This window comes from Vibrio sp. zbq_1 (assembly GCF_043102935.1).
Taxonomy (GTDB): Bacteria; Pseudomonadota; Gammaproteobacteria; order Enterobacterales; family Vibrionaceae; genus Vibrio; species Vibrio parahaemolyticus.
The window spans coordinates 11888-31888 of the sequence record NZ_JBICJH010000024.1; the positions used below are offsets into that span (position 1 = coordinate 11888).

16 protein-coding genes are annotated in these 20001 nt (G+C 45.8%); 12 read left to right on the forward strand and 4 right to left on the reverse strand.

Features of this window, described 5'->3' with window-relative positions:
* Nucleotides 1-203 precede the first annotated feature (203 nt).
* The 4 genes from ACF8CV_RS11675 to phoU are packed head-to-tail and all read left to right on the forward strand — an operon-like array spanning nucleotide 204 to nucleotide 5662.
* The gene (locus ACF8CV_RS11675) at nucleotides 204-2408 is read left to right on the forward strand and encodes an ABC transporter permease subunit (protein WP_392416909.1); all 2205 of its coding nucleotides are present in this window, start codon (nucleotides 204-206) and stop codon (nucleotides 2406-2408) included.
* 30 nt (nucleotides 2409-2438) lie between these two features.
* Nucleotides 2439-4112 (forward strand): phosphate ABC transporter permease PstA, encoded by a 1674-nt coding sequence (gene pstA / locus ACF8CV_RS11680; RefSeq protein ID WP_024699687.1) that lies wholly within the window; start codon nucleotides 2439-2441, stop codon nucleotides 4110-4112.
* A gap of 2 nt (nucleotides 4113-4114) precedes the next feature.
* Nucleotides 4115-4933 (forward strand): phosphate ABC transporter ATP-binding protein PstB, encoded by an 819-nt coding sequence (gene pstB / locus ACF8CV_RS11685; RefSeq protein WP_005460191.1) that lies wholly within the window; start codon nucleotides 4115-4117, stop codon nucleotides 4931-4933.
* Nucleotides 4934-4963: 30 nt separating this feature from the next.
* Entirely contained in the window at nucleotides 4964-5662 is a 699-nt protein-coding gene (gene phoU / locus ACF8CV_RS11690; protein WP_005440349.1) for a phosphate signaling complex protein PhoU, read from the forward strand.
* A gap of 60 nt (nucleotides 5663-5722) precedes the next feature.
* Here phoU and ppk2 read toward each other — a convergent pair whose 3' ends face one another.
* The 3 genes from ppk2 to ACF8CV_RS11705 form a co-directional block, all read right to left on the reverse strand.
* Complete coding sequence (gene ppk2, locus ACF8CV_RS11695; RefSeq protein WP_005460167.1) at nucleotides 5723-6499, reverse strand: polyphosphate kinase 2; 777 nt, start codon at nucleotides 6497-6499, stop codon at nucleotides 5723-5725.
* Nucleotides 6500-6568: 69 nt separating this feature from the next.
* The gene (locus ACF8CV_RS11700; protein WP_025622059.1) at nucleotides 6569-7312 is read right to left on the reverse strand and encodes a copper homeostasis protein CutC; all 744 of its coding nucleotides are present in this window, start codon (nucleotides 7310-7312) and stop codon (nucleotides 6569-6571) included.
* A gap of 285 nt (nucleotides 7313-7597) precedes the next feature.
* Nucleotides 7598-8209 carry a peroxiredoxin C gene (locus ACF8CV_RS11705; protein ID WP_005381738.1) on the reverse strand — a complete coding sequence of 204 codons (612 nt, stop codon included), beginning with the start codon at nucleotides 8207-8209 and terminating at the stop codon, nucleotides 7598-7600.
* A gap of 199 nt (nucleotides 8210-8408) precedes the next feature.
* On the opposite strand from ACF8CV_RS11705, the gene ACF8CV_RS11710 reads away from it, so the two are divergent.
* The 3 genes from ACF8CV_RS11710 (at nucleotide 8409) to aceA (ending at nucleotide 12978) form a co-directional block, all read left to right on the forward strand.
* On the forward strand, nucleotides 8409-9314 hold the full coding sequence (locus tag ACF8CV_RS11710) for a hydrogen peroxide-inducible genes activator (protein ID WP_005460156.1): 906 nt from the start codon (nucleotides 8409-8411) through the stop codon (nucleotides 9312-9314).
* 606 nt (nucleotides 9315-9920) lie between these two features.
* Nucleotides 9921-11549: a malate synthase A gene (aceB, locus tag ACF8CV_RS11715; protein WP_020840129.1), complete on the forward strand. Its 1629-nt coding sequence runs from the start codon at nucleotides 9921-9923 to the stop codon at nucleotides 11547-11549.
* A 118-nt stretch (nucleotides 11550-11667) separates the two neighbouring features.
* Complete coding sequence (gene aceA, locus ACF8CV_RS11720; RefSeq protein ID WP_005460165.1) at nucleotides 11668-12978, forward strand: isocitrate lyase; 1311 nt, start codon at nucleotides 11668-11670, stop codon at nucleotides 12976-12978.
* Nucleotides 12979-13056: 78 nt separating this feature from the next.
* Here the strand turns inward: aceA and ACF8CV_RS11725 are convergent, their stop codons facing one another.
* Complete coding sequence (locus ACF8CV_RS11725; RefSeq protein WP_005460159.1) at nucleotides 13057-13515, reverse strand: CBS domain-containing protein; 459 nt, start codon at nucleotides 13513-13515, stop codon at nucleotides 13057-13059.
* Between the two features lie 317 nt (nucleotides 13516-13832).
* Here ACF8CV_RS11725 and ACF8CV_RS11730 point away from each other — a divergent pair, with 317 nt between their 5' ends.
* The 5 genes from ACF8CV_RS11730 (at nucleotide 13833) to secD (ending at nucleotide 19994) form a co-directional block, all read left to right on the forward strand.
* Nucleotides 13833-14981, forward strand: coding sequence for a trypsin-like serine protease (locus tag ACF8CV_RS11730; protein ID WP_171055982.1), 1149 nt, complete (start codon nucleotides 13833-13835; stop codon nucleotides 14979-14981).
* Nucleotides 14982-15286: 305 nt separating this feature from the next.
* Nucleotides 15287-16339: a tRNA preQ1(34) S-adenosylmethionine ribosyltransferase-isomerase QueA gene (gene queA, locus ACF8CV_RS11735; RefSeq protein WP_069492008.1), complete on the forward strand. Its 1053-nt coding sequence runs from the start codon at nucleotides 15287-15289 to the stop codon at nucleotides 16337-16339.
* 148 nt (nucleotides 16340-16487) lie between these two features.
* Complete coding sequence (gene tgt, locus ACF8CV_RS11740; RefSeq protein WP_005460199.1) at nucleotides 16488-17621, forward strand: tRNA guanosine(34) transglycosylase Tgt; 1134 nt, start codon at nucleotides 16488-16490, stop codon at nucleotides 17619-17621.
* A 165-nt stretch (nucleotides 17622-17786) separates the two neighbouring features.
* Nucleotides 17787-18116 (forward strand): preprotein translocase subunit YajC, encoded by a 330-nt coding sequence (gene yajC / locus ACF8CV_RS11745; protein WP_005460204.1) that lies wholly within the window; start codon nucleotides 17787-17789, stop codon nucleotides 18114-18116.
* A 21-nt stretch (nucleotides 18117-18137) separates the two neighbouring features.
* On the forward strand, nucleotides 18138-19994 hold the full coding sequence (secD, locus tag ACF8CV_RS11750; protein ID WP_005460193.1) for a protein translocase subunit SecD: 1857 nt from the start codon (nucleotides 18138-18140) through the stop codon (nucleotides 19992-19994).
* Nucleotides 19995-20001 lie beyond the last annotated feature (7 nt).

The window sequence follows — 20001 nt, forward strand, 5'->3', positions numbered from 1 at the left end:
TACCTAGCCTAAAGTGAAGTAATCGTACTGATCATGGGGATAAACAGACGAGTGAAAACATTATGAGATTTTTGTTACAGATATATTTCATACCACGCATTGCATAAGAGTTGTATTCTTTTCAGGTGTTTAATGTGATCTGTAATATAATTGTCATCTTAACGACATATTCTAGTACTAAGTCAAAAAAGGTAGAGAGATAAATGGCCCAAGCCGAGTTTTCATTGCAGGAAAAAGATAAGAAACGGTTGATTAAAGATCGTTTAGTTCGACTTGCAGTGACATCTGGTGGAGTGGGTGTGCTCGCTGCCCTTATTCTGATCTTTGTCTACCTTGCGATGGTGATCATTCCTCTGTTTTCTGATGCAGAGATCAAACCTAATCACGCGACTCGAACCACGCAAGTGGGCATGCCTCTGGCCATTTCTGTCGATGACTATTCACAACTTGCTTTCGTTTTAACGCAAAGTGGTGAGATTCAATATTTATCGATAGACGCAACTGACAAGCCCGCCATTTATACTCAACAGTTAGCGACTAATCCGGTATCTTTTTCTCAATCGGCTCCTGGCCTTGGTTGGTATGGATTAGTGGATGATCAAGGTCTAGCACATATCTTCAAGCCAGAATTCAACGCGACGTTGAGAGAAAATACTCGCCCGCCAGAAGTGGTGGCGTTGTCGACGGATATGAATTTGACGCTTACCGACGCGCAAGATCCTGTGACGCAATTTGTCTTCAGTGCATCAACGCAAACTCCAACTATTGTTTGGCAGACTCGCAGCGGGAAAGTCAAAGCGCGTTGGCAAGAGAAGTCTGCGCTAGGCGTCGCTCCAACCACGATTGATTTCTCCTTTTCTGCGGGCTTTGACGCTCCCCAACAGATGCTCTTAACACCGGATGGTGAAACGCTTTATCTGCGTGATGGTTCGGAGTTAATTGTTCTGACCAAAGCTGCTCAAAAGTTTACGGTGCGCGAAGTTATCGATCTTACTCAAGGGGATAAAAAGCATTCTGTAAGAACGATTGATTTGCTTGCGGGCGCATATTCCCTGTTGGTGACGCACAATGATGGTCGCGTTTCGCAATGGTTTGATACTTTGCAAAATGATAAGCGAACCTTAACTCATATTCGTGACTTCAAATTAGCGTCTGAACTTAAATACTTATTGCCAGATTCACACCGCAAAGGATTCTACAGTTTCTACACCAATGGTACGCTTCAGAGTCATTACACGACCAGTGAAAAACTGGTGTTGTTTAAGCGAGCTTATAAAGAAGCGCCTGCGATGGCGGCAATGTCGAACAATGAACGCTATCTGATTACTTGGAATGATGACTCGTTAAAGGTGGCAGAGGTCGATAACTCTTACCCTGAAGTCTCGCTTTCTTCACTGTGGCAGAAAGTGTGGTACGAAGGCTATCCAGAGCCTGAATTTGTATGGCAATCTACATCGGCCAGTGACAACTTTGAAGCCAAATTTAGCTTGGTGCCGATTGCGTTCGGCACGATAAAAGCGGCTATGTTTGCGATGCTGTTTTCAGTGCCTTTGGCGGTGCTAGGCGCTATTTATACGGCGTATTTTATGTCGCCACGCATGCGTCGAGTGGTTAAGCCGTCCATTGAATTGATGGAAGCACTGCCGACCGTCATCATCGGTTTCCTTGCAGGATTATGGTTTGCTCCGATAGTCGAAGATCATCTGATTACGGTCGTGGTGATGTTGTTTGTGTTGCCATTGAGCACTATGGTCATGGGGGGCTTGTGGGCTCTGATACCTCAATCTCTGCGTAATCGTCTACCTAATGGGTGGCATGCGCTGGTTCTTATGCCAGTGATTTTACTGTTGATTGGTATCGGAGTTTGGATTTCTCCAAGTATTGAACAAACCTTCTTTGGTGGCGACATGCGCTTGTTTTTGACCAATCACGGGATTGGTTTTGATCAGCGTAATTCTTTGGTGGTTGGCCTTGCGATGGGCTTTGCCGTGATTCCTACCATTTTTACCATTGCGGAAGATGCCATTTTCTCTGTGCCAAAGCACTTGTCTGATGGATCGTTAGCGCTTGGGGCCACTCCTTGGCAAACCTTGATTTACGTCGTGCTCCTTACGGCCAGCCCAGGTATTTTCTCCGCCATTATGATGGGGCTTGGACGTGCAGTTGGTGAGACGATGATTGTCTTGATGGCGACTGGCAACACGCCTTTGATGGACTGGAACATTTTAGAAGGCCTTCGCAGCTTATCGGCAACCATTGCGGTGGAGTTACCAGAGTCTGAGGTTGGCAGTTCGCATTATCGTTTGTTGTTCCTCGCTGCGTTGATTTTGTTTGTCTTCACCTTTGCTGTGAACGCGCTGGCAGAGTTGGTGCGTCAAAGATTGAGAGATAAATACCGTGCGTTGTAGTTTAGATCAGGAAAAAGAGCGAGTGACCGAATGTTAAATTGGATTCGTTCTGGCGCACCGTGGATATGGCTAACAGGCGGTGCGGTCAGCATCAGTTTGTTATCGGTGTTAGGGTTATTGCTCCTCATTGGTTGGAAAGGATTAACCTATTTCTGGCCTGCGCCATTGTATCAATGGAACGTAACGTCGTTGACGCCGGTGCAAGGTGAAGTGCTGCATGAAAACACCATTTTGATTGGCCAAATTTACGAGCGTAGCTTTGTTCCGAGAAGCTATCTTCCAGTGGATGCCGTCAAGAAGTTAGACGAAGATGAGGACTTCGCGACTCGATTGAACATCAAAATTGCGAATCGCGAGTTATATCCGGCCGATTTTATTTCCGTATTGCAGATGCAGCTGGATGAGCCAACCACACCCAAAGAGTGGGCGGTGATTGAGCGCAGCAGCGGCGGATACTTTTTTGGTAAGCTGGTGGCGTTTCAAGATGGCGACAAGCTCTATCAAACTGATATCCAAACGGTGTTGAACAAAAAACTTGATGACGCAGAAACGCTGCGCCACGAGATTGATTCTTTGGTCGTCGACCAACTGAAAGACCTGGGTTGGAAGCTTGAGCAATTGCGTTTAGACAAGCGCAAACATGAGCTCAACAACACCGTAACGGAGGATTTTTTAGCGCAGAACTTGCAACAAAAAGAGCAAGTGGAACAAGAGCTGGCGAAGTTGGACTTACAACTGGATGGCTTGCGTTTACAGCTTTCTGGCTATGCACTAATTGTTGAGGACATGACGGGTTCTCATGTTTCGATTCCCCTTGAAGATATTTTGGACTACTGGTACCCAAACCAAATGTCGTTACCTGACAAAGTGATGCATTGGGGTAAACAAGTCTGGAAATTCTTATCCGAAGACCCAAGAGAATCGAACTCTGAGGGCGGCGTTTTTCCTGCAATATTCGGAACCGTTTTCTTGGTGCTTATCATGTCGATTATCGTGATGCCGCTTGGGGTGGTTGCTGCGATTTACTTGCATGAATACGCGAAGAACAACGCACTTACGCGAATTATTCGAATTGCGGTCATCAATTTGGCGGGGGTTCCTTCGATCGTGTATGGCGTGTTCGGGTTGGGTTTCTTTGTCTATACCATCGGAGCCTCCATCGATAACGTGTTTTATGCCGAGCGATTGCCAGCGCCAACTTTCGGTACGCCGGGTTTGTTGTGGTCAGCTTTGACGCTAGCAGTATTAACATTACCCGTGGTTATTGTTACGACAGAGGAAGGCTTAACACGTATTCCGAGCTCAGTACGCCACGGCTCTTTGGCGCTTGGCGCGACGCAATTTGAAACGTTGTGGCGCGTGGTATTACCAATGGCAACGCCTGCGATTATCACCGGTTTGATTCTGGCGATTGCGCGTGCCGCAGGGGAAGTCGCGCCACTAATGCTAGTGGGGGTTGTGAAACTGGCGTCCAGTTTGCCTGTTGATGGTCAGTTCCCTTACGTGCATTTGGACAGAAAGTTCATGCACTTAGGTTTTCATATTTACGACGTTGGATTTCAAACCTCCAACATTGAAGCGGCGCGCCCGCTGGTGTATGCCACTTCCTTCTTACTCGTTACCGTGATTGTCGGACTAAACTTAACAGCAATCAGCATTCGCAATAATTTACGAGAAAAATACAGAACGTTAGGACAAGATTAAGTATGTTTAATTTCGATAATACATTAGGTTATGAGCCACCACTGGACGTCCATAACTTAACGGATGAACAAACGGCGATCTCGATAGAGAACCTTAATCTTTTCTACGGTCAAGCGCAGGCATTACACGATATTTCGATGCGTATCCCAAAAGGGCGAGTGACAGCATTTATCGGCCCGTCTGGTTGTGGTAAATCGACATTGTTGCGCTGTATCAATCGTATGAACGACTTGGTGGAAGGATGTAAAGTCACCGGAAAAGTTCGTTTGCACGGTAAGAACGTCTATCACCCGAATGTCGATGTAGCAACGCTTAGGCGTCGCGTTGGAATGGTTTTTCAGCGTCCTAACCCATTTCCTAAGTCGATTTATGAGAATGTGGTTTATGGCTTACGCTTACAAGGTGTCAAGAACAGTCGCACATTAGATGATGCGGTTGAACGCTCGCTTCGCTCTGCTGCGTTGTGGGATGAAGTGAAAGATAGATTGCACGAAAACGCATTTGGACTTTCGGGTGGTCAGCAGCAACGTTTGGTTATTGCGCGTGCGGTAGCAATTGAACCAGAAGTACTGTTATTGGATGAGCCAACATCGGCACTGGATCCAATATCAACTTTAACTATTGAAGAACTTATCAACGAGCTTAAGACTCAATATACTGTCGTGATCGTTACCCACAACATGCAGCAAGCCGCGCGAGTGAGTGACCACACCGCATTCATTCACATGGGTAAGTTGATTGAATACTCCGACGCAGATTCAATCTTCACATCGCCAATGAAGAAACAGACAGAAGACTACATTACTGGTCGATACGGCTAAGGCTCGACCAAACACGGAATAAGGAAAATCATGCACTTTGGACGTCATATTTCAGGACAATTTAACGTAGAGCTAGAATCGATTCGTACTCATGTGTTGACCATGGGTGGCTTGGTGGAACAGCAGCTTTCGTATGCTATTCAAGCCTTGCATAAAGAAGACATTGAGCTCGCGCGAAAGGTTGTGCGTGACGATCATAAAGTGAATGCGATGGAAGTGTCGATTGATGACGCGTGTACTCGAATCATCGCCAAACGTCAGCCGACCGCGAAAGATTTGCGCTTGATTATGGCGATCATCAAGACCATTACTGATCTTGAACGCATTGGGGATGTCGCGACACGCATTGCTTATGTCGCTATCGAAAGCCCTTCATCGAAAGAACGCCAATTCCAAGTTTCATTAGAACCTCTCTGCCGTCAGGCGATTCAAATGTTGCATCAGGTTTTGGATGCATTCGCTCGTATGGATGTTGAAGCTGCCGCAGAGGTTCACAAACTCGATGACAAGCTGGATGCCGAATACGAAGCGGTGATCCGTCAGCTCATGACTTACATGATGGAAGACCCAAAAAATATTCCGCATATTCTTCAGGTGATGTGGTCTGCTCGCGCTATTGAACGAGTAGGGGATCGTTGCCAAAACATTTGTGAATACATTATTTACTTTGTGAAAGGTAAGGACGTTCGTCACCTTGGTGATCAAAGCATTGATGATGTGTTGAAGTAACGCTTCATATAAATGAAAAAGACCAGCGAACGCTGGTCTTTTGGATCTTAGAAGCCGAGATCAGTACTTATCCGGTACAAACGTTTGATCGTCTATTGGCGCTCTGACGTAGCCCTCTTTATTGATCTCTGGTAACTCAATTGGTGGGTACTCTAGCGCTTTATATTCAATTTGACTGAGTAGATGGCTAATGCAATTTAAGCGCGCTTTTTGTTTTGAATCTGAAGGTACAACCCACCAAGGACAGTTTTTGGTGTCGGTGTAAGCGAACATCTTGTCTTTTGCTTCAGAATACTCCGCCCAGCGGTGTCGAGATTCTAGATCCATCGGGCTGAACTTCCAGCGCTTTATCGGCGTGTTGATGCGCCCTAAGAAGCGTTTTTCCTGCTCCTCGTCGGAGACCGAAAACCAGTACTTGAGCAAAATAATGCCTGAGCGTTGCAGCATTCTCTCGAATTCAGGGCAAGAGCGTAGAAATTCTTCATATTCATCTGGCGTACAAAAGCCCATGACTTTTTCGACGCCAGCTCGGTTATACCAACTGCGGTCAAACAAGACGATTTCACCGGCGGATGGCAGGTGCGCGACATAACGTTGAAAGTACCATTGTGTCTTTTCTTTTTCAGTCGGTGCGGGCAATGCCACTACGCGGCAAACTCGGTGATTTAACTTTTCCGTAATTCTCTTAATTACGCCGCCTTTGCCTGCGGCATCACGGCCTTCAAACAGAACGACGACTTTTAGTCCTTTGTGTTTAACCCATTCTTGCAGCTTTACCAATTCGACCTGCAGCTTTTTAAGCTCTTGTTCGTATTCCTTTTTCTTTAGCTTAGACATTATTCGTTCCTCACTCCTTGATGCTCAATATGTTAGCACTCAACGTAGAAAGTGGGGATTTCGATTGTGTTATTTGAGAGCTGCTGCGACGTTGGCGATGGCTTGAGTACTGGTAATAGGAATCGCAAAATCATCGACATCTGAAGCGCCCATTTTGCTTTGTTCAGCAATAAAGGTCATTTGGCTAGGGCGTGTGGTCTTGCCTGAAAGATGGACTTCTTGCACGTTCGTGTTTTTGACTAAATGACGGACGTTGTCTGCATTCACTCCCGCCCCGGCCATGATCGCTATGCGCCCTTGGGCTTGTTCCACAAGAGATTTAAGTACGCTCTCGCCTGCTGGTGCAGATGGAGCGAGGCCTGAAGTCAGAATACGTTCACAACCTAAATAGATGATATCTTCCAACGCTTGTTCTGCATTGCGGCATTGATCAAACGCACGATGAAACGTGATGCCAAGACCCAGTGCTTGTGCAAACTCGCACAATGCGGTGGCAAACGGCATGTGGATATCACCTTCTTGGGTCAGTACGCCTAGCACCACTCCATCTAAACCAGATTGATGGGCGGCTTCGATGTCCCAACGCATCATGTCTAGCTCCTCTTCGTTATAGAAAAAGTCGCCTTGGCGTGGACGAATCATGGCATACACTGGAACAGAAGATTGTTTGGCCGCTTGCTGCATAAAACCGTAGCTTGGCGTTAAGCCACCCAATGCGAGAGATGAGCAAAGCTCAATACGAGTTGCGCCACCAGCAATGGCGTAATGAAGAGATTCAATATTATCAATACAGACTTCTAGATGAGTAACCACTTTGATTCATCCTACTAACGTTACAGTAAGTGTTATGGCTAAGATATTAGCAGGGCCAACAGGCAGAATCTGTATGATGTCGATGGGAAATAGAGGTAAAGTTTTCGCCTAGGTGTTACCTCATTTGAGCACATTTATTGAAGATAAAAGAAAGCCCAGAGCATATACTCTGGGCTTCGATAGGACTTTACTTAGACTGATTGGCGTTTGCGGTTTTCCCGCTATAGCTTTTTGCTTTATATATACATCCAACCATCACACCCGTTGAGCTTGGGTGAAGGTCTATTATTTTTTGCCTAGGTCAGCTGCGTGCTCAGATAGGAACGCTGCAACACCTTTTGGAGATGCGTCCATACCTGCTTTGCCTTCTTCCCATTGTGCAGGACATACTTCGCCGTGCTTCTGGTGGAAGTTTAGAGCATCAACCATACGTAGCATTTCGTCGATGTTACGGCCTAGAGGTAGGTCGTTAACTACTTGGTGACGTACAACGCCTTCTTCGTCGATTAGGAAAGAACCACGGAAAGCAACACCTGCTTCTGGGTGCTCAACGTCGTAAGCTTTACAGATTTCATGCTTAACGTCAGCAACTAGTGGGTACTTAACTTGACCGATACCGCCATCTTCGATAGCAGTGTTACGCCATGCGTTGTGAGAGAACTGAGAGTCGATAGAAACACCGATAACTTCAACACCTTTAGCTTGGAAATCAGCTAGACGGTTGTCGAATGCAATTAGCTCAGATGGGCAAACGAAAGTGAAATCTAGTGGGTAGAAGAAAACTACTGCTTTCTTACCTTTAGTGAACTCTGCAAAGTTGAAGTTTTCAACGATTTCACCGTTACCTAGAACAGCTGCTGCAGTAAAATCAGGGGCTTGACGACCTACTAGTACCATTTTTTTGCTCCTAAAAAGTATGGTTAGTTCCAAACCGAATACAGTAATGTCGGTTTGGTCCGTGTTTGTTCGAGACAAACTATAGTACAGATTGTAGTATTGAAAAAAGCGAAATAAATAGATTGAGTTAATCGAAAAAAGCGATAACAACAAAACTATTAACTCGATCACTGGAACAGCGGTAGATACAAATACAATTATGAATAAATGGCCCAGTCTGAAGCAGTTACATTATTTAGTGACACTGCATGAAACTCGACATTTTAGCGAGGCAGCAGAACGCTGCTTTGTCAGTCAATCAACGTTAAGTAAAGGGATTCAGAATCTTGAAGAGTTGATCGGTTGTCCGCTTTACGAAAAGAAAGACAAGAAAAGCCCGTTGGTTTTTACCCAGACGGGAGAAATGGTCGTAAAGCAAGGTCGAGAGCTATTGGCCAAAGGACAAGATTTAGTAGAACTTGGCCGATTATGTCAGGGCGATGATATGAAAGGCCAGTTGAAGGTTGGGTGTATTCCGACGATTGCACCGTTCCTATTGTGTGACCTCGTCCAAGAGGTGAATTATCGATTCCCTCAACTAAACCTTCTATTAAGAGAAGACACCACCACCAATTTGTTGCAAGCGCTGCGTCATGGTGAGTTAGATGTATTGATCTTAGCGTTGCCTGTTGAAATCGATGGTATGGAGAGTCGCGTCGTCGGCAAAGATCCGTTCCGTATGGTGATCAGTGCAAACCAAGTCGATTCGATTCCTGTACCGATCCGTTATGACGATCTGCCGGATGAGTCGGTGTTCCTATTAGAGAAAGAGCATTGTTTAACTGAACATGCAGTTTCCGCTTGTAAGCTGACCGATAAAGAGAAAATTAACCCGTTTACGGCAACCAGCTTACATACATTGGTGCAGATGGTCGCGAACGGCTTAGGTACCACTTTTATTCCTCAAATGGCAATCGAACACGGCTTGTTACACAACCAAAATTTGGTGGTGATCGACCCTCCTGGCCAGCAAGCGTATCGCGAAATTGGTTTGGTTTGGCGCCCTAGTTCATCAAGAACAAACACTTTTAACCAACTTGCAGATGTGGTTTCCGAACTGCTTTAGCTATTAGTATTAGCCTTTACTTCCTCACTATTTCTCTAAAAGCGCACTGGAAACGGTGCGCTTTCTAGTATTTTATTCTGTTGGTGAACTTTGACTTGTAAAATTTCACAGCTTTATTTTCGTGAAGCTTTCATAAAATTGTGAAATTTCACAATGTTAATTTTACACAATTGGCTGCGCATTGTGTTTAACCTCCGTTTAAATTCCTTACGCTAGACCTTATGAATACAAGGTTTTCTCGCTTGCCTCTATATTCATACACCTGTTTTAAATCATATTTCATTGCAAAATTTAATGTAATTTAATTACGTAATAACTTACAAATTGGCATCAAAAATCAGTGCTTTGTTTGGTGCCGAATAAAACTTCGAATTTTGTGTTTTGTTTGTCTGGGGGGTTTCGTTAACCCCTTTGTTGATATAGCTTATTTAAAGGCTGCTAAGACTTATGTCTAGATTGAAAAAGCACTCAGGCTTAAGCAATCTATGAACACGGCCACACAGATTGAACACAAAGTTAAAGGATGTATTTTGTTGTTCATAACTTACAAATGTAGCTTTACGCTGACTGCCCAAGATAGATAAAGCACGTTAAGGATGAATGATTATGCTTGCTCAGACAGAACAAAAAACACAACCATCACAGCAAACCCAAGGCATGCTTGAGGTGACTGGAGCACTTGCTCCGGAGCATCAAGCTATTTTCCCTGTTGAAGCCCAAACCTTTTTATCTCTGCTGTGTGAAAAATTTGCTGGGCGTGTTGAAGAGTTGTTGGAAGCGAGAGAAGAAAAGCAAGCACGCATCGACGCTGGGGAGTTGCCAGACTTCCTGCCTGACACACAAGATATTCGTGAAGGTAGTTGGAAGATCTTAGGTATTCCTCAGGATCTACAAGATCGCCGTGTTGAGATTACAGGCCCAACGGATCGCAAAATGGTGATCAACGCTTTGAATGCAAATGTAAAAGTATTCATGGCGGATTTCGAAGACTCTATGTCGCCAGCTTGGGACAAGGTTCTCGATGGTCAAGTTAACTTGCGAGATGCCGTTAATGGCAACATTAGCTACACCAACCCTAGCAATGGCAAGCATTATCAGCTGGTGGACGACCCAGCGGTGTTGATCTGCCGTGTTCGCGGCCTTCACTTAAAAGAAAAACACGTGACGTGGCACGGTCAGATCATTCCAGGCGCGCTTTTTGATTTTGCACTGTATTTCTACAACAACCACAAGGCATTGCTTCAAAAAGGTAGCGGTCCATATTTCTATCTTCCTAAACTGCAGTCTCATCATGAGGCGAAGTGGTGGAGTGAAGTGTTCCATTTCACAGAAGAATATTTTGGTTTAGAGACTGGCACGATCAAAGCGACCGTGCTGATCGAAACGTTACCAGCTGTGTTTGAGATGGATGAGATTTTGTTCTCACTTAAAGAGCATATCGTAGGGCTGAATTGTGGTCGTTGGGATTACATTTTCAGTTACATCAAAACACTGAAGAAACACCCAGATCGTGTTCTGCCGGATCGCCAAGTCGTCACCATGGACAAACCATTTTTGAACGCCTATTCGCGTTTGCTGGTTCGTACTTGTCACAAGCGTGGTGCTTTCGCGATGGGAGGAATGGCCGCCTTTATTCCCGCGAAAGACCCGCAAGAAAACCAGAAAGTGTTGGATAAAATTCACAACGATAAGTCACTTGAAGCGAATAACGGTCACGACGGTACGTGGGTTGCTCACCCGGGTCTCGCCGATACTGCTATGGAAGTATTCAGTGCGGCACTTGGAGAGCGAACAAATCAACTAGATGTTAGTCGCTCCGAAGATGCGCCAATTACCGCAGCCGAGTTGCTAGAACCGTGTGACGGTGAACGTACAGAAGAAGGCATGCGCCACAACATTCGCGTTGCGCTGCAATACATCGAAGCTTGGATTTCTGGAAACGGCTGTGTACCAATCTACGGATTAATGGAAGATGCTGCGACTGCTGAGATTTCTCGCGCCTCAATCTGGCAATGGATTCAGCACGGGAAGTCACTCGACAATGGCCAACAGGTGACAAAAGCACTGTTCGAAACCTACTTGCAAGAAGAAGTGGAAGTAGTGAAACAAGAAGTGGGCGAAGAACGTTATCAAGCCGGGCGTTTTGAAGAAGCCGCACAATTGATGGCGAAGCTAACAACTAGCGATGAGCTAACCAACTTCTTAACCGTTCCTGGTTATGACTATCTGGACTAAGAATTCTTAACTGTAATACCAATAACGTGAAAACTTTCGAGGCAGATAGGGATGTACTGCCTGAGAACGGAAACTCAACGCACAAACAAAAGTGCAAATAATAAAGAGGGATAGACCAATGACATTGACTCGCCGCCAACAAATTGAAGCTCTGGAAAAAGACTGGGCAACGAATCCACGCTGGAAAAACGTAAAGCGTACGTATACTGCAGAAGAAGTCGTAGAACTGCGTGGCTCGATGGTACCAGCAAATACAATAGCACAACGTGGTGCTGATAAGCTGTGGTCACTGGTCAACGGCAGTGCGAAAAAAGGTTATGTAAACTGTCTTGGTGCACTGACAGGTGGTCAAGCCGTACAACAAGCGAAAGCGGGTATCGAAGCGATTTACCTATCAGGCTGGCAGGTAGCAGCAGATAATAACACTGCATCGACTATGTACCCGGATCAGTCGCTATACCCAGTGGACTCAGTGCCTTCAGTGGTTAAACGCATTAACAACTCTTTCCGTCGTGCTGACCAAATTCAGTGGGCGAATGGCAAGTCTCCTGAAGATGAAGGTGGTATTGATTACTTCCTACCAATCGTAGCGGACGCAGAGGCGGGCTTTGGTGGCGTGCTAAACGCATACGAACTGATGAAGTCTATGATCGAAGCCGGTGCCGCTGGTGTTCACTTTGAAGACCAACTAGCTTCGGTTAAAAAATGTGGTCACATGGGCGGTAAAGTACTGGTTCCGACTCAAGAAGCGGTACAAAAACTGGTAGCTGCGCGTCTTGCTGCAGACGTTTCTGGCACAACAACGCTAGTTATTGCACGTACTGATGCGAACGCGGCAGATCTGCTAACTTCAGATTGCGACCCATACGATAAAGACTTTATTGAAGGTGAGCGTACTCAAGAAGGCTTCTACCGTGTACGTGCAGGTATCGACCAAGCGATTTCTCGTGGTTTGGCTTACGCACCATATGCAGACTTGATTTGGTGTGAAACTGCGACGCCGTGTCTAGAAGAGGCGCGTAAGTTCGCAGAAGCGATTCACGCTGAGTACCCAGATCAACTGCTGGCATACAACTGTTCACCATCGTTCAACTGGGAGAAAAATCTCGATGCAGAAACCATTGCGAAGTTCCAGCAAGAGCTTTCAGACATGGGCTACAAGTACCAGTTCATCACGCTAGCGGGTATCCACAACATGTGGTTTAACATGTTTGAATTGGCACACGCTTATGCGCAAGGTGAAGGTATGCGTCATTACGTTGAGAAAGTTCAACGTCCTGAATTCCAAGCAGCAGAGAAAGGCTACACTTTTGTAGCGCACCAACAAGAAGTGGGTACAGGTTACTTCGATAGAATGACGAACACCATCCAAGGTGGTAACTCATCTGTCACTGCGCTTACCGGTTCGACCGAAGAAGACCAATTCTAATTGGCACTGCAACACTTCCTTAATCAGCGTCAGTAATGGCATATTTTGAGCGGCATCCCGGCCGCTCTTTTTTCGTCTTTATAACGCCTCTTCATCCGGTTCAATTTCTTCCGGCTCAACCTCTTCTTGCAGTTCAAGCAAGTTGATCGCGATCGTAACGAAGTCCGTGTCAGTAATGATTCCAACCAGATGCCCTTTATGCACGATAGGCAAGCAACCCACTTTATGCTTTTGCATGTAAATGGCGCTCTCTTTTAGACCTGCTCTTGGCTCTGCAGTCATGATGTTAGTGTGCATCATTTCGTAGAGAGGCGTATCGAGGGTAAAAGATTGTTCAGCGTCATCTGGGTGCAAACAGGATTCTTGAGCAGCAAGAATATCACGTTGAGTCACCAAGCCTTGTAAGTGATGATTGGCGTCAACAACCGGAATATGTCGAATATCCAACGCGTCCATCATGCTCTTTGCATCGCGCAGGGTATGTGTGCGTAGCAAGGTATGAGGGTTGCGAGTCATCATGTCTTCAACCTTGATCATAGAGACCTCCAGCGGCATTGTCCTTTCTTTAAATATAGAGAATATTTTGCCGTATATCTGGGAGCCAACTCGTTTTTCATCAATTAAATAGCACAATGTTCTTGCGCCTCTTTTTTACTGCGTAATCTGTGTGTTATCGATGTTTTTATTAGTTTGAATAAGTCGGTTTGCGTGCGAGTCAGTTGGCATTTTTGATTGATATTGAATGTGTACCCAAGGTAATCCAATGAATTGAATCGCACATTTTTATTCGTTGGATTTTCCAAGATTCGTCTCTCGAAGAAGATACGCTCAGGCTTACCAAATTGAAGACGATTATGTACAAAAAATTATTTGCACTGATGGCTGCTGCAATGAGTGTCCAATCCGCTCAGGCCATCGTTTTGGGCAGCGTGGAGTCAAACCCTGCAGATCGCGTTGCGATTCGAGCCAGTAACATGGCGGAATTTCAAAACTGTGGCGGCACTATGGTCACTGACCAGTGGGTAATGACTGCGGCCCACTGTGTCGTAATGGGGCAAGGTTCGAACGAAGCGAGCTATTACGTTACCCAACCGGGTGAACTGTCTATCACTGCTCGTGTACATAATCTTCACGATACGAGTATCGACAACTACTACACCGTTTCGCATGTCGTCGTGCATCCAAACTACACTCGTATCTCGAAAGCGGATGTTGACAGCAAGGGGAATGTGAAGCCTATTCAAACGGCGCTCGATAATGACATTGCGCTGCTTTACCTTACTCGCCCAGTTACTGGGGTGAATGTGGCTGACCTCGCCACGAAAGAAGACATGATCAGCATTGAGGCTCGATTAGCGGCGGATTGGAACGATAACTACGACACCAACCAGCGAACTGAAAATGTTCAGGTGTATGGATGGGGAACAACAACGCCAATGGCATCGGAGGCTTCTCCTTTGTTACAAACCACTCAGATCGGTTTTCTTCCGATAGACAAGTGTTATGAGCGTCTGGAAATTGGCAATAGCTATCCGGGGTTGATTAACTCTAGAACCAACGCGACTAAGATCTGTACAGTGCCCACATTCAATAGGATTTTAGAGCCAAGCAGCAGCACTCAATATGGTAACTCTGCTTGTAAAGGGGACAGCGGTGGCCCGCTGCTGGACATTGCGACAGGCAAGCAAATTGGTGTCGTGAGTGGTGGTCCTTTGGTATTGCCGACTTGTGGCTCGCTGACCATTCCAAGTTTTTATACGAAGGTCAGTAACTACTACGATTGGGTTCAGTCTTACATTACTGCCGACACACCACCAAACCGTTACATCACTGAACCAAATTTTATTATCAATGCTAGAGAAGAAGCGGGCAAAGAGTGTCACGATGGTATTGCAACCAATAATTGTGATTTCAAAGGTTCCGATGACGATGGCGGCAGTCTAAATCTCTGGTTGTTGGCTCTGTTCGCTCCTGTTGCATGGTGGCGCAGACGCGAAGCTTAATCACGTTAACGATGTTGAAAGAAACGAGCAGCGCATGTCGCTGCTCGTTTTATTGCTAGGTTGGCGCTGTATAAATGACGATGAGTGCGTCGTCAAAATGAATGTCCTTACGCCGTGTAAGAATATTGCCAAGTGATCGCGGATTTTCACGTTTTATTACACTCTTCACCATGGCTTTTACAGCGATATTCTGGGGATTTGCTTGCTATTGCAGCATGTAAACATATACTAGTCTGCTGCGAAAAACTCGTCGCAATTTAATCGTCTTCTTTGACGTGATTTGACCAATATATAAGACAAGTAACATGCAAGTATCAGATTTCCATTTCGACCTTCCAGATGAACTCATCGCTCGTTACCCTCAACCAGAGCGTACCGCAAGCCGACTACTACAAATGGACGGCAATACTGGCGAGCTTATAGATGGCACATTTACCGATGTGTTAAACCAAGTTCAAGCTGGTGACTTAGTGGTTTTCAATAATACCCGCGTTATTCCAGCGCGTATGTTTGGTCGTAAAGAATCTGGCGGTAAGTTAGAGGTGCTAGTGGAGCGCATGCTAGATGAGAAAAGCATTCTTGCGCACGTTCGCTGCTCTAAATCACCAAAACCAGGCACTACTATTATTGTGGGCGAGAATGACGAATACTCAGCGGAAATGGTGGCTCGTCACGACGCCCTATTCGAACTGAAATTTAACTCTGATAAGACGGTATTAGACATCCTGGAAGAAATTGGCCACATGCCACTTCCTCCATACATTGACCGCCCAGATGAAGACGCAGATAAAGAGCGTTACCAAACCGTATATAACCAAAAACCAGGCGCAGTAGCAGCACCTACAGCTGGCCTGCACTTTGATGACGTTCTTTTAGATAAGATCAAAGCCAAAGGCGCTGAGTTTGCTTACGTTACACTACACGTCGGTGCAGGTACGTTCCAACCAGTAAAAGTGGATAATATCAACGATCACCACATGCATGCAGAGTATGTAGAAGTACCGCAAGAAGTGGTGGATGCCATCAATGCAACCAAAGCTCGCGGTGGTCGCATCATCGCAGTGGGTACAACATCAGTACGTTCACTCGAAAGTGCAGCGCAAGATGCATTGAAGAAAGGCTCAGAGTTGGTTCCATTCTTCGGCGATACTGAAATTTTTATCTACCCTGGTTACGAATACCAGCTGGTGGATTGCTTGATCACGAACTTCCACTTACCAGAATCAACATTGATCATGTTGGTGAGTGCGTTTGCTGGCTACGAGAACACCATGAATGCTTACAAGCATGCGGTGGAAAACAAATACCGCTTCTTCTCGTACGGTGATTCAATGTTCATCAAAAAGAAAACGATTTAGTAAAAAATAAGATTTACGAGTGCTAGCAGTAAGCTAGGAAATAAAGCATTCATTGCTTTGTCTCTCGCAAGGAAAAGCGACCGCTCCTTAAAGTAGGGCAGAGCCCTAAACACTCAGTCAGACTGTTTCTCTGACATTCGGAGGCATCGTGAAATTAAAATTCGATCTTAAGAAGAAAAACGGCAATGCGCGTCGTGGTCAACTGACTTTCGAACGCGGCACTGTCCAAACTCCAGCGTTCATGCCAGTCGGTACCTACGGTACGGTTAAAGGCATGACACCAGAAGAAGTAAAAGGCACAGGGGCAGAAATTCTGCTAGGCAACACGTTCCACTTGTGGCTGCGTCCTGGTCAAGAAGTGATGAAAATGCACGGTGACCTGCACGATTTCATGAACTGGCACGGTCCTATTCTTACCGATTCAGGCGGTTTCCAAGTATTCAGCCTAGGTAAGATGCGTACTATCACAGAGAAAGGTGTTCACTTCCGTAACCCTGTGAATGGCGACAAGATTTTCATGGATGCAGAAAAGTCGATGGAAATTCAAAAAGATCTAGGCTCTGACATCGTAATGATTTTCGACGAGTGTACGCCATACCCTGCGACACATAACGAAGCGAAAAAATCGATGGAAATGTCGCTACGTTGGGCTCAACGCTCACGTGATCACTTCGATAAGCTAGAAAACCCGAACAACCTATTTGGTATTGTTCAAGGTGGTGTTTACGAAGACCTTCGTGATGTATCGGTAAAAGGCCTAACTGAGATCGGTTTTGACGGCTACGCAGTGGGTGGTTTGGCAGTTGGTGAGCCAAAAGAAGACATGCACCGTATTCTTGAGCACACTTGTCCACAACTTCCAGAAGATAAGCCACGCTACCTAATGGGCGTAGGTAAACCGGAAGACTTGGTAGAAGGCGTTCGTCGCGGTATCGACATGTTTGACTGTGTAATGCCTACGCGTAACGCACGTAACGGCCACCTATTTGTGACTGGTGGTGTGATCAAGATCCGTAATGCGAAACATAAAACGGATACAACGCCGTTAGATCCGCACTGTGACTGTTACACTTGTCAGAACTACAGCAAGTCGTACCTTCATCACCTAGAGCGTTGTAACGAAATTCTAGGTGCTCGTCTGAATACGATCCACAACCTGCGTTACTACCAGCGTCTGATGGAAAGCATTCGCAAGGCGATTGATGAAGACCGTTTCGATGAGTTTGTTCAAGAGTTTTACGCTCGTCGTGACCGCGAAGTGCCACCACTAAGCAAAGCTTAAAAGAATTAAAGCCTTTGGCATGTCGCCAGAGGCTTTTGCTAATAAAGTAGGCTAACGCACGTTATTTTTGAGAGAGCGATCTCTATTAGTCACTCTCAGACTTGAATCTAAATTGCGAAAGCCCAACTTGTTGGATTATCAATAAAATATAATGAGGATGTTTTAATGTTTATTTCTCAGGCTCACGCAGCAGCAGAAGGCGCGCCAGCTGGCGGTGGTTTCGAAATGCTAATCATGCTTGGCATGTTCGCAGTGATTTTCTACTTCATGATTTACCGCCCACAAGCGAAACGTGTTAAAGAACACAAGAACCTAATGTCTTCTATGGGCAAAGGTGACGAAGTTCTGACCAGCGGCGGTCTAGTGGGTAAAATCACTAAAATCGCTGAAGACAACGACTACATTTCAATTGAGCTTAACGCGAACAATGAAGTTGTAATCAAGAAAGACTTCATCACTGCAGTGCTGCCAAAAGGTACGCTTAAGTCTCTATAAAACAGCTAAAGGGTCCTCGCTGTGCTAAACCGTTACCCATTATGGAAGTACTTGATGGTGTTTTTTGCCATCATCACCGCTGCATTGTATGCACTTCCAAATATCTACGGTGAAGATCCGGCTATTCAAGTTACAGGGGCGCGTGGCGCCTCTGTAGATATGTCAACGCTGGATGCTGTCACCACTGCTCTTGATAAAGAGCATCTCTCTCATAAATCCATTGCTCTCGAGAATGGATCAATTCTTGTTCGTTTCAACGACACTGATACTCAAATTAGTGCTCGTGATGTCATCAGCGAAGCGCTTGGCAAAGACAAAATTGTTGCACTTAACCTTGCTCCTTCTACTCCAGATTGGCTAGAAGCAATTGGTGCGTCGCCACTTAAACTAGGTCTAGACCTACGTGGTGGTGTTCACTTCTTGATGGAAGTGGATATGGACGCAGCAATGGAAAAGCTTGTTGGTCAACAAGAGGAAGCTTTCCGTAGTGAACTTCGTGACGCTAAGATTCGTTACCGTGCAATCCGTCCTTCTGGCAAAGAAGGGGTGGAAGTGCTGCTACGTGACGAAGAGCAACTGGCTGAAGCGAAGCGCACGCTAACGAAGAATCATCCTGATATGAACTTTGTCGAGTCTGATTCGAATGGTCGTTACGCTCTTATCGCCACTTTTACTGAGCAACGTTTGCAAGAGATTCGTAACTACGCTGTAGAACAAAACATCACGATTCTACGTAACCGTGTAAACGAGCTGGGTGTTGCTGAGCCGCTTGTGCAACGTCAAGGCGCTAGCCGCATCGTTGTTGAGCTGCCAGGTGTTCAAGACACTGCTCGTGCGAAAGAAATTCTCGGTGCCACGGCAACCCTTGAATTCCGTGAAGTTGATGATAAAGCTGATTTAGCAGCGGCGGCGAATGGCCGTGCACCTGCGGGTAGTGAAATCAAACAAGATCGCGATGGTCGTCCTGTTGTACTTAAAAAGCGTGTCATCCTAAGTGGCGCTAGCATCACGGATGCAAGTTCTAGTGTGGATGAATACGGTCGCCCTCAAGTTAACATCTCGCTAGACAGCGAGGGTGGTAACAAGATGTCGGCGTTCTCGAAGAAAAACATTGGTAAGTTAATGGCTACCGTGTTTGCTGAGTACAAAGACAGCGGTCGTAAAACGCCTGAAGGCAAAGTTATCCTGACTAAGCACGAAGAAGTGATTAACCAAGCAACGATTCAATCTGCACTTGGCCGTAACTTCCGTATTACAGGTATCGACTCTGCTGCTGAAGCGCACAACCTCGCACTTCTATTACGTGCAGGTGCACTTATCGCACCGATCTCTATCGTTGAAGAACGTACCATTGGTCCGTCAATGGGTCAGCAAAACATCGACATGGGTATCCAAGCGTGTGTTTGGGGTATGGTAGCTGTAATGCTATTTACTCTGCTTTACTACCGCGGCTTTGGTCTGATTGCCAATATTGCGTTGATGGCTAACTTAGTGTTGATCATTGGTGTGATGTCGATGATTCCAGGGGCAACGATGACGCTGCCAGGTATTGCCGGTATCGTATTGACTGTGGGTATGGCCGTCGATGCTAACGTACTGATCTTTGAACGTATCCGTGAAGAGCTGCGAGATGGACGTAGTCCACAACAAGCGATTCACCAAGGTTACGCCAACGCATTTAGTACCATTGCCGATGCGAACATCACGACGCTTATCACTGCAATCATTCTGTTTGCTGTTGGTACAGGTGCAGTGAAAGGTTTCGCAGTTACTCTATCTATCGGTATCTTAACTTCAATGTTCACCGCCATCATTGGTACACGTTGTATCGTGAACCTACTGTACGGTGGCAAACGCGTTGATAAATTGTCGATCTAAGGCTGGG